This window comes from Sphingorhabdus sp. (assembly GCF_044239045.1).
Lineage (GTDB): Bacteria > Pseudomonadota > Alphaproteobacteria > Sphingomonadales > Sphingomonadaceae > Sphingorhabdus_B.
In genome coordinates this window covers 33,605-53,697 of the sequence record NZ_JBIICD010000004.1, presented here as the reverse complement: position 1 = coordinate 53,697, position 20,093 = coordinate 33,605, and the positions used below count along the sequence as shown (strand labels likewise).

Sequence of the window (20,093 nt, the reverse complement as noted above, 5' to 3'; positions counted from 1 at the left end):
CGTCGATAAAGGCGGCTAAGGCCCAAAATATGCTCTCGCTCACGCAACTTGTCGCTGAAGAATTGGCTGTTCCAGTGCAGTCCGGAGTGTGTGACTTCGCCGCCCACATTGCGGCGCAATATGGCGACGCCGCGCGCGCGGTGTTATTCTATGGATCCTGTTTGCGGTCAGAGCAATTGCTAGGCGAAATGCTCGATTTCTACCTGATCGTATCGGATTATGACGCTGCTTATGGCAAATCTTGGCTCGCGACATGGAACCGGCGTCTGCCGCCCAATGTTTTCCCGTTTCAACATGATGGCCTAATCGCCAAAGTGGCGGTTTTAAGCGAAAGCGACTTTCACGACCTTAACCGACCAGCCGCATCCGCCGTGTCCGTTTGGGCCAGATTTGCGCAGCCTTCGCGCCTCGTTTGGTGCGCCGATGATAGGGCGCAACATGCGGCGGTCATCGCCATTTCCGGGGCCGCGCCAACTTTGCTCAATGCTGCACTGGCATTTGTCGAACGTCCGGTAGACGTTCTCGATTTGTGGCAGTCTGGGTTCCAGATGACCTATGGTGCCGAACTGCGTGCCGAACGCAAAGACCGGCCGTCATCGGTCATCGCATTCGACCCCGAACGTTATCGTCGTTTTGGTATCGCGGCGTTAGGTCACACCCATATAGCAAACGAGATGCGGGGCGACAAAGTCCTGTTGTTGCCGGATGTAGATGGCAGAATTGCGCAGGAGAAAAATCGTTGGCCTAGCTTGCGCCGGCGCGGCAAATTGCTGACCATCGCAAGGCTTGCCAAGGCCGCGTTCACCTATGCCGGTGGGATTGATTATCTGGCGTGGAAGATAAACCGCCACGCCGGAACACAGATCATCATCCGGCCATGGCAACGCAAATGGCCATTGGTCGCAGCGCTCTTTCTGGTGCCGAAATTATGGGCAAAGGGCGCCGTGCGTTAACCGTTAAAAATGTTGGGCGGAAGCAAGAAGCGGGCATTGCGATCCCGCTTGGTCACGATCTTCCTATCAGATAATCCCGACGGCTTTGCCCGCGCGTTCGAAACGATCGAGAATATCGACCACCTGCTCGCTGCTATGCTCTGCGCATAATGAGCAACGCAGCAAAGTCATGCCCGCAGGTGTTGCAGGTGGGCGGGCCAAGTTCACATAAAGCCCATTTTCAAGCAATGCTGCCCACATCGCCGCGCCCTTTTCCAGATCGGGCATGACGACTGCGATGATGGCGCTTTGTGCGTTTGGCGTACCCAATTGGAAGCCCAGATCGCGCAGCCCCTGATGCAGATTTTTTGAATTTTCCCACAAATGCGCACGCTTGTTTTTATTGTGCATCAGTTTGCGAATGCTCGCCGCGGAACAAGCGACAACCGCCGGCGGAAGCGAGGCGGTGAACACATAAGGACGGCATACCAACCGCATGATTTCAAACTTGGGATGGTTCGACACGCAGAAACCACCCACGGTGCCCACCGATTTGGAAAAGGTGCCAATGACAAAGTCGACATCATCGAGCACGCCTTGCTCTTCGGCCACGCCACGACCATTTTCGCCGATAAAGCCCATCGAATGCGCTTCATCGACGAGGATCATCGCACCTGCCTCTTTCGAGAGGCGGATCATTTCCTTCAGTGGCGCAACGTCACCCAGCATGGAGTAAACGCCCTCAAGCACGACAAGCTTTCCTGCGTCCGCCGGAAGCCGCTTCAGGCGCTTTTCGAGGGCCTCAACGTCATTGTGGCGGAAGGCGACGATTTCAGCGTCACCCATTTTGCAGCCATCATAAATCGAGGCATGACTGTCGATGTCGAGGATGATGTAATCACCCTTGCCAGCGATCGTGCTAATGATGCCCAAATTCGCCTGATAGCCCGTAGAAAAGACCATGGCATGGTCCATCCCGTAAAATTCCTTCAACGCGTCTTCGCATTCCTTGTGGCCCTGAAACGTACCGTTCAGGACGCGACTGCCGGTCGTACCGGCGCCAAATTCGTCCAAAGCCTTTTTACCTGCCGCAATGACGTCATCGTCAAAAGTCATACCCATATAATTATAGGTGCCGAGCAAGATCGTTTCCTTGCCATTGACGACAGCGACGGTGGGCGATTTCACTTCTTCCATCACCAGGCTGAACGGGTCTTTTACGCCGGTGGCGAGCAGACCTTCGCGCTGAGCGATCAAGGCGTCAAATTTTGAAAATAAGTCAGTCATTACCGTCTCTCGTGCAAATTTTAAGCAGTGATTAGCTTGGTCACGGCATCGACCAACTGGCCGACATTTTCGATCTCAGCCTGCAAATTCATGCTGATGATGATGTCGAAGCTGTCTTCGACTTCAGCGACAAAATCCATAACGGTCAGGCTGTCCCATTCGAGGTCGCCTGCAAAAGTCGTTGTCTCAACAACCTCGACGCCTTTTTTGTTAAATGGTTCAATCAAGCCCTTGAGGCGATCAAACATTTCGCTTCGGTCTGTCATTCTTACATCCTCGATATGATAAGCGGCCAATGCCCCATAAGTCTGCGCTATGGCAAGCGAATAAGGCGGCAAAAGGGCAAGGCTAAGGCGCTACATCCACCCATGCTTGCGATACCAGTCTACGATGTCTTTCAGGCCAGAAGCCGTTGCAATTTCCGGCTGCCAAAGCGCAGTCTCTGGCATCGCTTTTGGGTCAATTGTCCAGTCGGGATGCGCAAGGTAATTGGCGCGATCCGGCGTCAGCTTCGCTTTTGGACCACGAATTGCGCGGTCCGCCCATCCAGCGAATTTCAAAAGAAAGCCCGGTGCGTGCACAGCCCTAATGTTGCGGCCGACCGCCGCGCCGATGGCTTTGGCAAAGGCTTCATGGCTCCACCCGCCAGCCGTGCCATCATCAGCTTCAAACAGGCATTTTGACACATTTTCGGCCGGCAACAAGGTCACCAGCAAACGCGCCAGATCATCGACATGGATTACCGACACGCGGCCGCGCGGCGGCAGCAAAGCCCAGCCTTTGGCCGCAATACGGAACATATCTAACATTTCGGTATCACCGGGGCCATAGACGCCGGGCGGTCGAATGACGGTCCAGTCCAGCGTCGATGCCTTCACTAAATTTTCAGCATTGGCCTTGCTCGCGCCATATAATGACAGCCCCGGTTCGCGGGCGGCGAGTGAGGAGACCGCGACGAAACGGTGTATGCCCGCCGACTGTGCAGCGGCAATCATGTTGGCCGTACCTGTCACATTCCCGCTTTCGAAGCCTGCCGCATCGGGCGCGTTGACGACGCCAGCAATGTGCAACACGACGTCCGCACCTTTGCACAATTCATTGAGGCTGGCCGGATCATCCAGACGGCCATGAACCCATGACACAGCTGCTTTCTTATGCTGGTCCCGCCGCGTTAGCGCCCGCACGTGCCAGCCATCGGCTACCAATCGGTCCAGCGTGATCCGCCCGACAAACCCCGTCGCTCCCGTCAGCGCAACGGTCTTCACAAAAGCACCAGTTGATCGCGGTGGACAAGCACCGATCGTGGCACGGTGCGCAATATGCCTGCCAATTCGCTGGATCGATGTCCGCAAATGCGCGCGGCATCTACTGCGTCATATTCGGACAGTCCGCGCGCAATCGGAATGCCGTCATCGGTGCTGATGTCAATGACGTCACCGCGCTTAAACTCGCCTTCAACCGACAGCGCTCCTGCCGGCAGAAGGCTGCTGCCTGTCTTAAGCGCTTGCACCGCGCCATCATCAATGCGGATCCGACCTTTGACTGTCAGCCGTCCGCCAAGCCAGCTTTTGCGCGCTGAGCCACCCTCGCGCGGGGCGAAGAAGGTCGCCGGACCGCCTTGCTCCAGCACGGCAAGCGGATGGTCACGTAGACCGGACGCGATCACAAGGCCAATCCCGGCCCGCGTCGCAATATCCGCTGCATCCAATTTTGACGCCATCCCGCCGGACCCCATGCCGGAGGAGGAGCCTTCCGCCACCATCACCCGCACGCGGCCATCAATCTTGTCTATGCTCGGCAACAACACGGCGCCCGGCAAATGGGGTGCGCGGTCGAAAAGACCATCAACATCGGACAGCAATATGACGCCTGTCGCGCCAGCCGCTTGCGCAACACGTGCGGCCAAACGGTCATTATCGCCAAAACGGATTTCTTCGGTAGCGACGCTATCATTTTCGTTGATGACGGGCACCGCACCTGCGCCCAAAAGTCGGTCAAGCGTGGCGGCGATGTTCAAATACCGGCGGCGATCCTCAAGATCATCGAGCGTCACCAGCATTTGTGCTGCAGCCAAGGACTGGCCTTCCAGCAAGTCCGCCCAAATGCCCGATAACACAATCTGCCCCACTGACGCGGCAGCTTGCGCATCGGCAAGACTCGCGCGGCCACCCTTGTCAAAACCCAAGCGGCGGGCACCAAGCGCAATCGCGCCCGAGGTGACAATGATGCACCGCTGCCCCGCCTTATGCCGCGCACTGATGTCCGCAACGAGCGTCTGAAGCCATTCCCGCCTTACAGTCCCGTCAGGCTGTACGAGCAACGACGAGCCGACCTTCACCACCAATAAGGGGCAAAATGCCGGTAGGAATGCGGCGTTCAGATTGGCGACCATGTCCCATCCTCAGTGATGCCATCGGCCTTTGCGCCTTCAATCCCGCTTTTGGCAGGCAGTGCCTCCAAAACCCGGTCAAGGACCAAGTCGACGCCTTGACCCGTCGCGCCCGAAATCGCGATGACATCCTGCGCGCCAGCGGCATGCAGCTGCTCGGCAATGTCGGCCATCAATTCCGGATCCAGCAAATCGCCCTTGTTAAGCGCGACAATCTGGGGCTTTTCATCCAAAGCTGCACCATATTCGCTCAATTCGTCACACACGATGTGCCAGGCGGCAATCGGGTCATCTTGCGTCGCATCAATCAAATGAATGAGTATGCGGCAGCGCTCAATATGGCCCAAGAAACGGTCGCCAATACCAACGCCCTCGGCAGCGCCAGCGATTAGCCCCGGAATATCAGCCAACACGAACTCACGCGATTTATGGTCGACGACACCCAGTTGCGGGCGGGTGGTGGTGAACGGATAGTCGCCGACTTTCGCCTTGGTATTCGACACCTGATTGATGAAGGTCGATTTTCCCGCATTTGGCATGCCGACAAGGCCAGCATCGGCGAGCAGCTTTAACCGCAACCAGACATACATTTCCTCACCCGGCCAGCCGGGACCATGTTGGCGTGGGGCACGGTTAGTGGAGCTTTTATAAGACGCGTTGCCACGGCCACCATCGCCACCGCGCAAGAACACGACGCGCTGGCCAACCTCGGTCAAGTCGAGCAACAAAGTGCGGTCTTCGTCATCGGCCAGCACCTGCGTTCCTACGGGCACATGAATGACAAGATCATCGCCATAAGCGCCATGGCGGTCACGGCCCATGCCTTGAATGCCGCGCATTGCCTTGAAATGCTGTGCATAGCGGAAGTCGATAAGTGTGTTCAGCCCCGCCACAGCTTCAAAAATGACATCGCCACCTTTGCCGCCATTGCCGCCGTCGGGGCCGCCATATTGAACATATTTTTCCCGCCGAAAGCTGACCGCGCCCGGGCCACCTGCGCCGGAACGGACAAATATTTTTGCTTGGTCAAGAAAATGCATATTGCGGCCTTTAGGGGAGAATGCTGGTTTTAGCCAGCGCTGGGTTCAATACCCAAGCTTGTCACCCTGAACTTCTTTCAGGGTCCATCGTGCGTCTCCACTCTTCGGGCGAAGCTGGCAAATGGATGCTGAGGCAAGTTCAGCATGACGTGAAGAAGAAGGTTGGTGGAGCCTAGGGGAGTCGAACCCCTGACCTCTACACTGCCAGTGTAGCGCTCTACCAGCTGAGCTAAGGCCCCATCTTGCCGCCCATTGGCGGCCTTGGTGAGGAGCGCCACTAGCGGGCGCTCCTTTATATATCAAGTCCGAAGATTAGATGTCGTCGGGCTCGTCTTCTGTGCCAGCAACGCCAAGATCTTCGTCACCGCCCAAGTCGACATCATTGTCGGGCGAAACGTCACCGTCAACGGCATCGACGTCAATGTCGAGATCATCATCCGCCAGGTCCGAGTCGTCCTTCTTCTTCTCGGCTTCTTCAAACGGCAATGGCTGCTTCGATTTCAGAACTGGCTCTGGTGTCCACTGATTGCCGCATTCGATGCACTCAACCGGCTCGTCCTTGGTCAGATCGTAAAAACGAACGCCACATTTCGGGCAAGTGCGCTTGGTTCCCCATTCAGCCTTGATCATGGCGGGCTTAAATCCTTTTAAACTGGCTTGGAAAGGCAACGCACATCTGTGAATCACCGTCAATTGGCGCGGCCTTTGCCACAGCGACGCGCCGCTGTCAAAAATTACTGTGGTCGTTGACTTGAACGCACATCATCCGCAAAGCGCAGAACATCATGCACAACGCCCCTTCCCGACCCGGCAGTTTTAAGCCCAGCGGCCCTTTACGTGGCACGCTTAAGGTTCCTGGAGATAAATCGATTTCGCATCGCGCGCTTATGTTGAGCGCGCTTGCGGTAGGGGAAAGCCAGATTTCCGGCTTACTGGAAGGCGAAGACGTGCTCGCTACCGCTGCTGCCATGCGGGCAATGGGTGCGCAGATAGAACGCAATGGTGAAGGCAATTGGACCGTGAATGGCGTCGGCGTGGGCGGCCTGATGCAGCCTAATGGCGCGCTTGATATGGGCAATAGCGGCACATCAACACGGTTACTGATGGGACTGGTCGCCAGCCACCGGCTAACCGCAACCTTCATTGGCGATGCAAGCCTGTCCAAACGCCCGATGGGCCGCGTAATTGACCCACTCAGCCAGATGGGCGCGGAGTTTACGCCAAGCCCCGGCGGAATGTTGCCATTGATGGTGCGCGGATTGGTGCCTGCCGTGCCTATCCGTTACCGCCTGCCGGTCGCTTCCGCGCAAGTCAAAAGTGCGGTCTTACTAGCAGGGTTGAACATCGCGGGCATTACCGAAGTGATTGAGCCTATACCCACTCGCGACCATAGCGAACGCATGCTGCGCGGATTTGGCGCGGATTTGACGGTTGAGATTGACGCCGATGGCGTTCGACATATCCGCCTGATGGGGGAGGCCGAACTGCAGCCGCAGCAAATTGAGGTTCCCGGCGATCCGTCCTCCGCAGCCTTCTTCATTGTTGCGGCACTAATTACGCCCGGTAGTGAGGTCACCGTCACCCATGTCGGCATGAACCCGACCCGCACAGGCATTTACAAAATGCTGGAAGCGATGGGTGCTGATCTTACATATTCCAACATGCGCGAAGTTGGAGGAGAACCCGTGGCGGATATCACCGCGCGGCATTCAGTTTTGCGCGGCATCGATGTGCCACCAGATGTTGCGCCGAGCATGATAGACGAGTTTCCGGTTTTCTTCGTAGCTGCCAGCATGGCGCAGGGCCGGACAACGACCAGCGGCCTCGATGAACTGCGCGTTAAAGAATCAGACCGGCTCACGCTCATGGCGACTGGCTTGAAAGCTATTGGCGCAAAGGTAGACGAACGCGAAGACGGCCTGATCATCGACGGCAGTGGCGGGGAACCACTTGAGGGCAATGCGACCGTGACAAGCGCACTTGACCACCGTATCGCTATGAGCTTCGCCGTTGCTGGCCAGAATGTCTATCACGCTGTCCATGTGGATGACGTATCGCCCATCGCAACGAGTTTCCCGACATTTGAAACCATCCTTCAAAATTTACAGGTTCAAAATTGAGCGAATATCTATCGCCCTTTGCCGCCGACCTTATTGGCTTTGTTGGCAGTTTTTTAATCGAGGCGGCGCAGATGAAGCGCCGTGTAGATGCATGATTATCGCCGTTGACGGGCCAACTGCCTCTGGCAAAGGCACAATCTCCAAGGCATTGGCGGCGCATTTTGGCCTACCGTTTCTGGATACTGGCCTGTTGTACCGTGCTGTGGGACGGCAGGTGCAATTGAACCAAGGAAGCCCCGAAGAACCGGCGGACGCTTTGGCGGGATGCATGTTCCCTGACAGTTTGCTGGATGACCCTGTCTTGCGAAATGAGGAAGTTGGCGGGTTAGCAAGTCGCGTATCGACCCACCCCGAGGTGCGCGCGGCACTCAACAAGCGGCAAGTGGACTTTGCTAACCAGCCCAGCGGCGCGTTACTCGACGGGCGCGACATCGGGACAGTCATCGCCCCTCATGCGGACATGAAACTGTTCATCACGGCGCCTGCGGAGGTCCGCGCACAGCGACGATATGATGAAATGCAGCGGCGGGGCATAAATATAGATCTGGCGAATATCATTGCCGATATCCACATCCGCGATGCGCGCGATATGGGACGCGCCGACGCGCCATTAAAACCCGCCGAAGACGCGCTATTGCTTGATACCGGTGATTTGACTATAGGCGACGCCGTTCAAGCCGCGATCGCTTTGGTGGAGTCTCGACTTCGCAAGAGCTAAGTGGCCGGAGTGTATCGATAGAACACACCGTCACCCTGCACTTGGTTCAGGGTCCATTACGCTTCGCTGGCCATTGGTCTAAGTTGATGGATGGATGCTGAAACGAGTTCAGCATGATATGGGTATTTTGCTCGACATACGCCGTATTTGAATGCCTTGCTGCTATTCGGGCATCAGGGCAACTCTGGTCAAAGACCGTCGGAACCAACCGACTGGCCGGACAAAATGTACGTAAGGACACTCTAACCTATGGCAACTTCGCCAAACCCGACCCGCGACGATTTCGCGGCACTTCTCGACGAATCACTTGGTGGCGCAGACGCAGGCTTTGAAGGCCGTGTCGTAAAAGGCACCGTAACCGCAATCGACAATGACCATGCTGTCATCGATGTAGGTCTCAAATCCGAAGGCCGTGTGGCGCTGCGTGAATTCGCTATGCCCGGCCAGAAAGCCGACCTCAAGGTTGGCGACGAAGTCGAAGTCTTCGTTGACCGCGTAGAAAATATGAACGGCGAAGCCATGCTGAGCCGCGATCGCGCCCGTCGCGAAGCCGCTTGGGACGTGCTTGAAGGCGAATTCGACGCTGGCAACCGCGTTGACGGCGTTATCTTCGGCCGCGTGAAGGGTGGTTTCACCGTTGATCTTGGCGGCGCAGTGGCATTCTTACCCGGCAGCCAGGTTGACGTCCGCCCCGTCCGTGACGTTGCGCCATTGATGGACATCGCCCAGCCTTTCGTCATACTCAAAATGGACCGCAAGCGTGGCAACATCGTTGTATCGCGTCGCGCCATATTGGAAGAAACACGCGCAGAACAGCGCACGGGCCTCATCCAGAACCTCGCCGAAGGTCAGATCATCGATGGCGTTGTCAAGAACATCACCGATTATGGTGCGTTCGTCGACCTGGGTGGAATCGATGGCCTGCTGCACGTCACCGACATCAGCTACAAGCGTATCAACCACCCAAGCGAAGTCATCAACATTGGTGACACCGTAAAGGTTCAGATCGTCCGTATCAACAAGGACACACAGCGCATCAGCCTTGGCATGAAGCAGTTGGAAAGCGATCCTTGGGATGCAGCAGTTGCCAAGTACCCAGTTGGCACAAAGCTCAAGGGTTCGGTCACGAACATCACCGAATATGGTGCATTCATCGAACTCGAAGCCGGCATCGAAGGTCTGGTCCACGTTTCGGAAATGTCATGGACAAAGAAGAACGTTCACCCAGGCAAGATCGTTTCGACTTCACAAGAAGTCGACGTTGTCGTTCTCGACATCGACATGGAAAAGCGCCGTATTTCGCTTGGTCTCAAGCAAGCGCATGACAATCCATGGGCATCGTTCGCGGACAAGTTCCCAGTTGGCTCCACCGTTGAAGGTGAAGTTAAGAATGCGACCGAATTTGGTCTGTTCATTGGTCTCGACGGCGACGTTGACGGCATGGTCCACATGTCCGACATCGCATGGGGCATCACGGGCGAGGAAGCTTTGCACCTTCATCGCAAGGGCGAAACCGTTAAGGCAATCGTTCTTGACATCGACGCCGAGAAAGAGCGCATTTCGCTTGGTATTAAGCAGCTTGAAAAGGGTGCCCCATCGGCAGCCGGCGCTGCTTCGGTAAGCGGCTTGAAGAAGGGTGGAACCACCACCGTGACCGTTCTTGAAGTGCGCGATGGCGGACTTGAAGTGCAAGCGGGCGAAGACGGCGCAACTGGCTTTATCAAGCGCGCCGACCTTGGCCGTGACCGTGACGAACAGCGTCCTGATCGCTTCCAGGTTGGTCAGAAGTTTGATGCCATGGTCACCGGTTTCGACCGCTCGAAAAAGCCAAACTTCTCGGTCAAGGCGCTTCAGCTCGCGGAAGAAAAGCAAGCTGTTGAGCAATATGGTTCGTCGGATTCCGGCGCATCGCTTGGCGACATCTTGGGTGAAGCACTCAAGGGCGTGAAGAAATAAGCTTCGGCTAAAAACGACATCCGAAATATCGGAATAGAAACCCGCTCCTTGCATAAGGAGCGGGTTTTTTGCTGCCTTTGGCACGAAACATTTGCAAGGCCGTTGTAATAATGAAAATTTTCTGCCAGCGTGCATGATTATTGTAAAGCGATGTAAAGCGAAATCTGATAAGTGCGCTGCGTCCTATGAGATAACCGTAAGAGAGGGACATAATATGATCCGTTCCGAGTTGATCAAAAAGCTTGAGACCGAGAATCCGGAGTTCAAAACAGAGGAAGTCGAAAAGATCGTCGACCTGTTTTTTGACCAGATCATTCAACGCCTTTCCGACGGTGGACGCGTTGAGTTACGTGGCTTTGGAGCATTTTCGACCCGCGACCGCAGTCCACGCAAGGGCCGCAACCCACGCACCGGTGCATCGGTCGATGTGCCATCGAAGCGCGTACCCTATTTCAAACCGGGCAAAGAAGTCCGCGAGAGCCTCAACAAATAACTTGTTTGTGTAAAGACACTTGACCCTGCGGGCGTAATGCTGTCTGCGTATGGCTAAGCGGATGTGGCGGAATGGTAGACGCTACAGACTTAAAATCTGTTGTCCGTAAGGGCGTGCGGGTTCGAGTCCCGCCATCCGCACCAACTGGCCTTAGGCGCCCTTTACATCACTGATCATGAATGCAAAGCGCACCTGGTAGGACTACTCAATTGCGTGGCGGTTGCCGTCGGTAACTCAGCGCCTCGGCTATATGGATACGGCTAACGTCAGTGGCACTGGCCAAATCTGCGATGGTGCGGGCAACCCGCAATATGCGTGTGTAGCCGCGCGCCGATAGACGCATGGCCTCTGCCGCTTGGGCTAGCAAACTCTGACCCGCAACGTCTGGCGCGGCGAAAGCCGCAAGTGCATCACCATCCAAATCTGCATTGGTTCGCAGGCCAGTACCTTGTAACCGTGCGCTTTGTAGAATGCGCGCGGCATGGACCCGCGCTGCGACCTCAGCCGAACCTTCGGCAGGGGGCGGAAGGACCAAGTCGGCAGCGCGCACAGCCTGCACATCAACATGCAGGTCGATACGATCAAGCAATGGCCCCGATATCTTCGCCTGATAGTCCGCAGCGCAGCGCGGTGCTCGGCTACATGCCAAAGCGGCGTCGCCAAGATGTCCGCAGCGGCATGGGTTCATCGCAGCGACCAATTGGACATTGGCTGGAAAGGTCACATGGCTGTTGGCCCGAGCGACACTGACTTCGCCGATTTCCAAAGGCTGCCGTAAACTGTCGAGTACGCTGCGTTGAAACTCGGGCAATTCGTCGAGGAACAAGACCCCAAGATGCGCCAGGCTGACTTCGCCCGGACGAATGCGCAAACCGCCCCCGACCAAGGCTGGCATGGACGCGCTATGATGCGGTGCACGGAACGGACGTGTACGCAATAAGCGGCCACCGTCCAAGGATCCGGCAACGGATGCAATCATGGACACCTCCAATGCCTCAGCAGGCGAAAGTTCTGGCAAGATACCCGGCATACACGACGCCAATAGCGACTTGCCCGCGCCCGGAGGTCCAACCATCGCCAAATTGTGCCCCCCAGCAGCAGCAATCTCCAGCGCACGCTTTGCGGTCTCCTGCCCTTTTACCATTTTGAGATCAGGGCCCGTTTGGCGCGGCTCGGCGACTCCTGGCGCAGGCGGGCGCAGCAAGGATTGCCCTTTCAGATGGTTCAGCAAGCCAAGCAAATCGGGTGCGGCGACAACCTCGATTTCACCAGCCCAAGCTGCTTCTGATCCTTGCATAGCCGGACAGATTAGTCCGAGACCGCGCGACGAGGCATGTAGCGCCGCCAACAGTACACCAGGTGACGCAGCCACCCTGCCATCCAAACCGAGCTCACCGACCACCACAAATTGCGCCAGCGCCTCCGCATCCACCAGCCCCATTGCGCCGAGTAAAGCCAACGCAATTGGCAAGTCATAATGTGAACCCTCTTTGGGTAGGTCAGCTGGCGAAAGATTAATAGTGATCCGCTTGGGCGGCAAAGCCAAGCCCAGCGCAGAGATTGCGGCGCGAACCCGCTCACGGCTTTCAGCGACTGCCTTATCAGGAAGACCTACAACCGCGAAGCCGACCATCCCTGGTGCAACTTGGCATTGCACTTCAACGCTGCGGGCTTCTAAACCGAGATATGCGACTGTGGAAACAATCGACACCATATTGTTTCCCCAAGGGTGGACCTCCGCTGCGCTGGGATGTCATGACAGCGGAGGTCCGGCCGACCGGTCCAGTGGTCGACATGGACAACTGCGCCGCGAACGGCCCCTATGGCAACCGCTGGCGATTAGTATACCAACGGTTGGTATATCCAATTTGGCGTTATCAATACGCAACGCGGGCAGGAAAAATCTTGCAAATCAGCCGCTTTCGCAACTTAAAAATCGACATGCTCGTAATGCTTGGGAGGTGCGATGACTTCCATCCGCTCGGACAATAAGGGCCGAAAACTGGGACGCGATTTAAACATGGCGTACCACGCCTTGGTCTGTTCATGCCCATTCCAATCGATGCCGCCAAGATAGTCAGCTACCGAAATCTGCGCCGCTGCCGCCAGATCGGCCATCGTCATTGTTGATCCCGCCAACCACGCGCGGTGGTCGATGAGATAGTCAATATAATCGAGATGCCCATTGGCCAACTTCATCGCTTCTCGTAATATTTTGGCTTCGGGCGGCTGACGATCAATCAGTCGTTTCTTCATCCGCTCATGCAAAAGCGGCTGAGTCACATCGCCATAAAATTGTTCGTCGAACCAAGATACGAGGCGACGAATTTCGGCGCGATATTGCGCGGTGCCGCTAATCATCGGGTTGGTGGGCACGGTTTCGTCAATATATTCCGAAATCGCCACCGAATCGGACAAAGTAATATTACGTTCGGAATCGCGCATCACGGGCGTGCGCCCCGCAGGGTTCATGTGCACAAATTCGTCGCGTTGCTCCCACGGATTCTCGCGCACCAAGCTGTATGGCACGCCTTTTTCGCCAAGCAGCAGGCGTACTTTGCGCGAAAAGGGACAGAGCGGATATTGATGGAGATGCCACATGTGAATCTGTTAGGACCGGTCGCACAGAAAGTGAAGAGGGCGTTGTCCCAAAAGCTAGGGCATTAGTCCGATTTGCCATTTTGATGAGGCTGGCGCTCAGCTTCTTTTGCCATTTCAGCATCGATTTTTGCTTCTGTCGCTTTCACCCTGCGCTCTGTCTCCGCATATTGGGTGTTAAAGTCCTGCTGACACCCCGCCGCTAGCAAGGAAGATATCACCAGTGTTAGCAAAGGCAGGGGGCGACGCATCAATAATCCTTTTTATAGCGAATATTGACGTTCGATGTTCCGCTGGTTCCAATCTGACTCAGCACGGAAAGCGCGCGTGTCAGACTGATTTCCAATTGTGTTGCGGTATAACCGCGGGCGTCCGTGACGATTTCAACATAGACGTCATTGGTTATATACTGGCCAAAGGCAACCGCCATATCGCGCCCGTTACTCGCGTCTGCATTCAGCAGGCGTAAGCGATCAAGACCCGTCGCCGACTGCAGCACACCCAGCGGATTTAGCCCGGCCGACCCGCCACGCAAGCTGTTTAATGACCCCGCAAGCTGGACCGCCTGAATGGCCGACAATTCCGCGATGGAGTTACCGAATAAGATCCGTGCCATGATTTCGTCCTGCGGCAAGGCAGGGGTTGAGCTAAAGCTAATCGCAGGATTTTGTCCGGTACCGGCAATATTAACGCGAACCGTTGTTCCATCAACTTCGCTTGCGGCTGTCACGCGGATCGATGGATTGCTTGCAGGTCCGCTGTTGAAGGAAATGCGTCCGCTTTCCAGTTCAAAGGATCGACCGGCAAAGCCCAAAGTCCCGCGCACAAGTTGCATATCGCCCGAAATCAACGGCGCGTCGCTGTTCCCGGTAATCCGCAAATTCGCGCCCCACTCGGACTCCAGTCCCATGCCACTCACATATAATTCGTCCGGGGCCTCCAGTCGGATGTCGAGTTTCCAATTGCTTGGAAGGCTTCTGATCGCATCGGCATCGCCGGACACACGTGCCCGGCCCGCTGGTGCCTTGCGGCGCACGCCAGTTAAGGTTGCAACCTTAGCCGCACCTTGCCTAATAATCTTGAACCGCGTTTCTGGCAGGCGCAATGTGCCGCTGACCAGCGCTTCACCGTCGGGCGTTTTGGTGACACTGACTTGGCCCGTAGCGGTTGTCGAAATCAATTCGCTGCGCGCAACGCGGGCGCGATCGAGGTCAAGGTTTAGCTGCACAGGAAAGCCTTTGGCTGCACTTAAGTTGACGATACCTTTGCCTGTAACGGTGCCATCGCCCGCTTTTGCGCTCAACTCGGTCACGTCCAACTGGTCATTTGTGAATACGCCCCGCACGCGTAGATTGGTCAGTCGCGTGCCATAACTATCATTTTCATACACAAGGTCATTGGCGCGGACGACGCCGGTCAATATCGGGGCCTGCAACCTACCTGAAAAATCGGCGGCAACGCCGATATTGCCAGTCAGGCTTTGGTCCGCAAGCTCGGCCAAGGAAAACAATGTGTCGGCAGGTCCGTTATAGCGAATGCCGCCGGATAAGGGTGCCGCGAGCAACCGTTCGGTCCAGTGTGCGTTACCGGGCGGCAATGGCGTCATGTCAATCTGAAGTCGGCCCACCGCTGCACCCCGCCGCCGGATGATAAAACGTGCGTTACCGCCTGTAGGCATCAGTCTTCCGACCATGCTGATATCCACAGGCTGTGATCGCGACCCCAAATTTGCCCGGACAAAGCGGCTTATCTCCAGCCGCATGTTTGCATTCGGGAATGCAGTCATGGACGCCTGAGACCAATCCAGACTTCCGCTCGCCCGCCCGCTCATCCCAAGGCCGGGTAGGAAGGGGTCGAGTACCGCAATATCGACCTTGTCGATGCGCGCTTGAAGGGCAAGGGAGTCTCCATAGCTGCCCACTATACGCAAGCTGCCATCCGCAACGTTGATATTACTCGTCAAAATGTCATAGCTGTTCCGGCGTGGAACAATGCGCATAGCGCCATCGGTCGCGAAATTGACACTATTAGCGCGGCCCTTGGCAGCCACCTGCCACAATTGCGGCGTGAAGTCGGCATTGGCAGCAAAGCGAAAAGGCACATCGCGCCGACCTTCGGCTAGCACTTGCGCCGTGCCGGAACCCGCCCTGTAATGCACCTTTACGCGCGCTGCGGCGATTCCAATGTCGTTCACCACGGCGTTTTCAACTTGCACATCGGCAATGACCTGCGGGCTATCAAACAAGGTGATGTCTGAGTGCATCATTCCGCGCCCAATTGTGAGTTTTTGCGCACCAGAAAGCGCCGCATTGGATGCTGTGGCATCAATAACTGCACGCTGAAACGCGCCTTGCGCCGACAAAGCTATGGTTCCGTCAAAGCCAGAACCTGCGCCCGTCAACGTTCCCACAAATGGTCCCGACGCGGTCTGCCTTATGCGGCCTGTCACGCCAATGCCTGCAAAGTTACCGCGCAGAATAATAATCAGCGGGCCATTGCCCGACAGCACGTCGACATCGCTGCTGATCGGCCCATAATCAGTCGAACCCGTCATCGCGATGGCATAGCCACGCGGACTGCGCGTTACGACGCCAACGACATTGGACATGCCGATGCCGAACCCGGGATTGGTTGCGGTAATGCGGTATTCTGGACGCGCGAATGTACCCGTCATGCCTACCTGAATAGGGCCATATTGGTTGGAATAGCCCTGACCATTGAACACAACGCGACCCCCTTGGGTCACATAGGTGCCGCCGCCGCTGTTGAGCCGGAATAAGGGCGACACCAATGTCGCGCGGGTGATTTGCAATATGCCATTATTGCCATAACGGATGCCGGCATTGACGAACATTTGGCCGCCAAGGAAATTTTGGAAACCCTGGCTGAATAGCCGCGCGGAACCCGCCTTTATGCTGCCGACCAAGGCATAGCCACGGCCGCGAGTTGTTTCGATATCAACGTCGGCAACGACATTGAACAGGCCGACCGAGTTGATCTGAAATCCATCTAGCTTTCCGTTTAATGCCGTTTTGTAAACGCCCTTGTTCATGTCCCCTACCAGCAAAGCCTTTGCATTGATTCGGTCGGAACGAACTTTAAAATTGTCGGAAAGCAGTCGCCCATCGGCGATGGCAATATCGCCGTTAACGCGAACATTGGTCAGCAAGCCGCCAGCGGCTTGGTTAATACCCGTGACCCGGCGCGCTGTGGCGTTAATAGGGATGATGAAGCGATCTGCCTTTACTTGCATCTCGCCGGTGACGGTCACATCCTCAAATGCCGTGACGTCGAAGGCCAGCCGATTTGCGTTGGCGGAATAAGCGACCGTGGGGCCAACGAAGGAACCATTGAGTAACGCCTTACCGCGGATATTTGTCCCACTGACATTCAAACCGATGATGCTCGGGCGAAGAATGCGGAAATCTAGTGCGAAGTCCTCAAAGCTGCCTTTGCCCAAATCAGCCGCCCCGTCGGCATCAACCTCCGCTGCGGCAGAACGAACAGTCCCGCTAATCTTCGCAACGCGATCAGCAAAGGTCGCGGCTATACTGACATTGGCAACCGGCGATAACGTTCGCATTAGCAAACTATCGGCGAAGACTTTGCCAGGCGCTGCCGTGCCAGTCATCGTAAACGTCCCTTCGCGCGCCGTCAGCGCAAGGTCTGCAATGTCCGTAGACGCCAATTGCGCGGTCAGCGCGCCATCCCATTTGCGCCAGTCACCGCGACCGCTTAAATTGGCTTTCATCGGGACTTCACGGCCGGCCAGCTCAGCCAGTAGGCCCTTGACCGGTGCATTCAACTGCACATCGATATCGAAGCGATTATGCTCGGGTACGGCATCGAGTTTCAGAATAATGCGGTCACCGCTCAAGCTGCCTGCGGTCGCGTTGATAATCGCGCGCCTGTCTGCAATCTGCACCTTGCCAGAAAATGAAGCGATATGTTCTTCACCCGTCATGGCCTTGGCAAAGACGATGCGGTCCACCTGCAGTCGTTTGATATGTATATCGAGATCGGGGAGCAGCGGGTCGCCACGGTCAGGGATCGCACGAAACGCGGGCAAGCGCGTCATGTTCAACTCTTTCGCCGTCAGGGCATGGATCGCAACACCGCGACTAAAAAAAGACAATGGGTTCCAGTCGAGCCGGATTATAGGCGCGCGCGCAAATTCGCCCTTGGGATCGCGAAAGCGGACGTCTGACAGTGTCGCGTCGCCATAAATCGACCCGTCAATGTTCCCGATGCGGATATTCAGGCCATTTTCAAATTCAAAGGCTGCAATCTGCCTTGCGGCAAAACTCCGTCCGGAGGAGCTGTCGAGCCAAACCATGCTGCCAGCCAATAGGACCAGCAGCAGCGCCGTTACGGCAGCTACACCAATGGAAATCCGCCGCCACGCCATTAAAATGCCTGCCCAATCGACACGTACACACTAAAACGAGAGTCACCAGGACGTCGGTTCAATGGCGTTGCGAGGTCAAGCCGGACGGGACCAAAATTGGTGTAGAAACGGCCACCAATACCAACACCAACGCGCCAGTCGTCAAATTTAGGGATGGTTGATTCATAGGCTTGTCCCGCGTCGACAAAGCCGACAACGCCCAAATTTCCAAAGCGATAGCGCCCCTCCAGCGCAAATTCGTTCACGCTGCGTCCGCCGATCGGATCATTGTTCGGATCCAATGGTCCAAGCCGCTGATAGCCAAAGCCCCGGACAGAGCCGCCACCGCCCCCGTAAAGTCGGCGTGATGGCGCTAGGTTATCCCGCGAACTGCCCGATATGGTTCCAACGCGGGCGCGGGCAGCCACCACAATATTATCCTTCACCGGATGATAATAAGATCCATCCAATATGGCGCGCACATAAATTTGTTTGCCCGTGCCTAAAGACGCCTCAGGCGATATGCGTAAGTTCATGCGATAGCCCCGCACGGGGTCAAGCAAGTCGTTTGATCGGTCAAAGCCTACCTGCCCCGGCAAAGCGGCGACATAATAAAGCTGCCGGTCGCGGACACCGCGGGCCAATTCAAACGCATCTTCGGACGTACCCAAGATTTCCGCCCCGATCGACCATGTGAATTTCTTTTGCCAAATTGGGGTCGAAACGAGCGCCATGGTCACTGCCAGCCGACCAGTATAGGCCTCAAACGCATCATAATTGCTGTGTAGTGCCGACAAAGATATCTCGATATTACGGTCACGCCGCCCGGCATTGCCGCGGTCAAATGTGACGCTTGCTGCTTGCTCTTGCGTGCCAAACAAGCTTGCCACGCGCAAGGCGCCTTCGGGGGGGAACAGGTTTCGGTGCGTCCAGCTACCCTCCGCACGAAAGCCTTGCCCCGTCCCATAGCCAGCACTTGCCGCTAAGCTGCGTGGCGGGGCGGCCTCTTGGCGGACAAGCAAATCGGCATAAGACGTTCCGTCTAGTGCTACGCCTTCACCCGGTACGGCTTCGACCGAAACAGTAGAAAGCAATCCTGTGGCAATCAACGCGGCGCGCAGGTCATCCACTTTGCGGCTGTCATAGAGATCGCCCGTTTTATAGCGACGCAATATTGCGATATGGCCCGCTTCAAATGTTGGCATGCCCTCCGTGCGCAATTGCCCGAAATAGCTGCGTACGCCGGGGTCCACGGGTAATGTATAATCGCCAATTCCGGAACCACTATCCAACAATATGTCGCGCTGGCCGACATTGGCGAAGGGATAGCCATTTTGCGGCAGTTCAACGGAAAGCTTCGCTTCGGCAGCCAATATGACATCGGCAATAATCGCATCGCCCGTTTTTGGCGTAAAGTTACCGCTGATAAGGTCAGCCGGCTGCACCGCTGGGGCTGCAAAAGCGATCTGCCCCAAATAATAACGTCGGCCCGGCAGAACCGTCAGGACGACATTGACCGGTCCGCCTTCGGTTGCCGATGTTTCGGTCTTCACCTGAACATCGGCGTCAAAAAAGCCCTGCCCGTTCAAAATGTCCAACAACAATTGCCGATCAGCACGAGCACGTTGGCCAATCTCCGCGCGGCTATCTGCGCGGCCGCCATTATCTTTCAGAGACGAAAGATCATAAAAACGCGACCTGACATCATTCCAAGCCGCCGCCTCAACCGCAATGCCGTCAGCGTCCTTAGCCAAATCTGTCGTTCTCGTCGCATCCAAGCCATCAAGCCGCAGAATATAACGCACGGCGCCCGCCTCGCGTTCCGCAGCCTGCGTTGTTGCAGGCGGGGGTTCTGCATCAAAATTTTCGATAAGCGGCAAGGGGTCGTCTAACAGCGGGTCGACAGCGCCCTGCGCCGCCGGCTCCGCTACAGATCCGTCTGCCTCACGATTTTCCTGCTCGACATTCCAAACTTCGATGCTTTCCAATGGAGCATCATCCAACGAAGGGATTGCCGCATCAAATTCAGTGTCGGTTATGATCGGCGCGTGCTGCGCCGTATTGGCCTTCCCATCCGCCGGATTTTGGGCAAGCAACGGCGCTGCCGCGCTGCTCAAATACAAAATGGCAATTGTTCGGATCAAACAGACATTCCCCGGCACCAACGCCCCTC

15 protein-coding genes and 2 tRNA genes are annotated in these 20,093 nt (G+C 56.2%); 6 read left to right on the top strand and 11 right to left on the bottom strand.

The window, feature by feature from the left end; translation table 11 throughout:
* The first annotated feature begins 29 nt into the window (after positions 1 to 29).
* Positions 30 to 953 (top strand): hypothetical protein, encoded by a 924-nt coding sequence (locus tag ACILP4_RS02500; protein WP_395619171.1) that lies wholly within the window; start codon positions 30 to 32, stop codon positions 951 to 953.
* 66 nt (positions 954 to 1,019) lie between these two features.
* Here ACILP4_RS02500 and spt read toward each other — a convergent pair whose 3' ends face one another.
* The 7 genes from spt to ACILP4_RS02465 all read right to left on the bottom strand — a co-directional run bounded on the left by spt (position 1,020) and on the right by ACILP4_RS02465 (position 6,278).
* Positions 1,020 to 2,219, bottom strand: coding sequence for a serine palmitoyltransferase (gene spt / locus ACILP4_RS02495; RefSeq protein WP_395619170.1), 1,200 nt, complete (start codon positions 2,217 to 2,219; stop codon positions 1,020 to 1,022).
* Positions 2,220 to 2,239: 20 nt separating this feature from the next.
* The gene (locus tag ACILP4_RS02490; RefSeq protein ID WP_395619169.1) at positions 2,240 to 2,485 is read right to left on the bottom strand and encodes an acyl carrier protein; all 246 of its coding nucleotides are present in this window, start codon (positions 2,483 to 2,485) and stop codon (positions 2,240 to 2,242) included.
* 90 nt (positions 2,486 to 2,575) lie between these two features.
* Positions 2,576 to 3,484, bottom strand: a complete 909-nt coding sequence (locus ACILP4_RS02485) for an NAD-dependent epimerase/dehydratase family protein (RefSeq protein ID WP_395619168.1) — start codon at positions 3,482 to 3,484, stop codon at positions 2,576 to 2,578.
* On the bottom strand, positions 3,481 to 4,611 hold the full coding sequence (proB, locus tag ACILP4_RS02480; protein ID WP_395619167.1) for a glutamate 5-kinase: 1,131 nt from the start codon (positions 4,609 to 4,611) through the stop codon (positions 3,481 to 3,483). Before proB ends, ACILP4_RS02485 begins: the two co-directional genes overlap by 4 nt.
* The gene (gene obgE / locus ACILP4_RS02475; RefSeq protein ID WP_395619166.1) at positions 4,596 to 5,648 is read right to left on the bottom strand and encodes a GTPase ObgE; all 1,053 of its coding nucleotides are present in this window, start codon (positions 5,646 to 5,648) and stop codon (positions 4,596 to 4,598) included. The genes proB and obgE overlap by 16 nt, the downstream gene beginning before the upstream one ends.
* Positions 5,649 to 5,811: 163 nt before the next feature.
* Positions 5,812 to 5,887, bottom strand: a tRNA-Ala gene (locus ACILP4_RS02470).
* Between the two features lie 73 nt (positions 5,888 to 5,960).
* Positions 5,961 to 6,278, bottom strand: a complete 318-nt coding sequence (locus ACILP4_RS02465; RefSeq protein ID WP_125231048.1) for an FYDLN acid domain-containing protein — start codon at positions 6,276 to 6,278, stop codon at positions 5,961 to 5,963.
* Positions 6,279 to 6,433: 155 nt separating this feature from the next.
* On the opposite strand from ACILP4_RS02465, the gene aroA reads away from it, so the two are divergent.
* The 5 genes from aroA (at position 6,434) to ACILP4_RS02440 (ending at position 11,078) form a co-directional block, all read left to right on the top strand.
* Positions 6,434 to 7,768, top strand: a complete 1,335-nt coding sequence (gene aroA / locus ACILP4_RS02460) for a 3-phosphoshikimate 1-carboxyvinyltransferase (protein ID WP_395619165.1) — start codon at positions 6,434 to 6,436, stop codon at positions 7,766 to 7,768.
* 91 nt (positions 7,769 to 7,859) lie between these two features.
* Positions 7,860 to 8,486, top strand: coding sequence for a (d)CMP kinase (locus tag ACILP4_RS02455; RefSeq protein ID WP_395619164.1), 627 nt, complete (start codon positions 7,860 to 7,862; stop codon positions 8,484 to 8,486).
* A 249-nt stretch (positions 8,487 to 8,735) separates the two neighbouring features.
* Positions 8,736 to 10,442, top strand: coding sequence for a 30S ribosomal protein S1 (gene rpsA, locus ACILP4_RS02450; RefSeq protein WP_395619163.1), 1,707 nt, complete (start codon positions 8,736 to 8,738; stop codon positions 10,440 to 10,442).
* A 214-nt stretch (positions 10,443 to 10,656) separates the two neighbouring features.
* Entirely contained in the window at positions 10,657 to 10,935 is a 279-nt protein-coding gene (locus tag ACILP4_RS02445; protein ID WP_395619162.1) for an integration host factor subunit beta, read from the top strand.
* 57 nt (positions 10,936 to 10,992) lie between these two features.
* A tRNA-Leu gene (locus ACILP4_RS02440) sits at positions 10,993 to 11,078 on the top strand.
* A 62-nt stretch (positions 11,079 to 11,140) separates the two neighbouring features.
* Here ACILP4_RS02440 and ACILP4_RS02435 read toward each other — a convergent pair.
* From ACILP4_RS02435 to ACILP4_RS02420, 4 genes are all read right to left on the bottom strand, one after another.
* Positions 11,141 to 12,649 (bottom strand): YifB family Mg chelatase-like AAA ATPase, encoded by a 1,509-nt coding sequence (locus ACILP4_RS02435; protein ID WP_395619161.1) that lies wholly within the window; start codon positions 12,647 to 12,649, stop codon positions 11,141 to 11,143.
* Between the two features lie 215 nt (positions 12,650 to 12,864).
* Positions 12,865 to 13,536, bottom strand: coding sequence for a glutathione S-transferase family protein (locus ACILP4_RS02430; RefSeq protein WP_395619160.1), 672 nt, complete (start codon positions 13,534 to 13,536; stop codon positions 12,865 to 12,867).
* 247 nt (positions 13,537 to 13,783) lie between these two features.
* On the bottom strand, positions 13,784 to 17,941 hold the full coding sequence (locus ACILP4_RS02425) for a translocation/assembly module TamB domain-containing protein (protein ID WP_395619159.1): 4,158 nt from the start codon (positions 17,939 to 17,941) through the stop codon (positions 13,784 to 13,786).
* The gene (locus ACILP4_RS02420) at positions 17,941 to 20,064 is read right to left on the bottom strand and encodes an autotransporter assembly complex family protein (RefSeq protein WP_395619158.1); all 2,124 of its coding nucleotides are present in this window, start codon (positions 20,062 to 20,064) and stop codon (positions 17,941 to 17,943) included. Before ACILP4_RS02420 ends, ACILP4_RS02425 begins: the two co-directional genes overlap by 1 nt.
* Positions 20,065 to 20,093 lie beyond the last annotated feature (29 nt).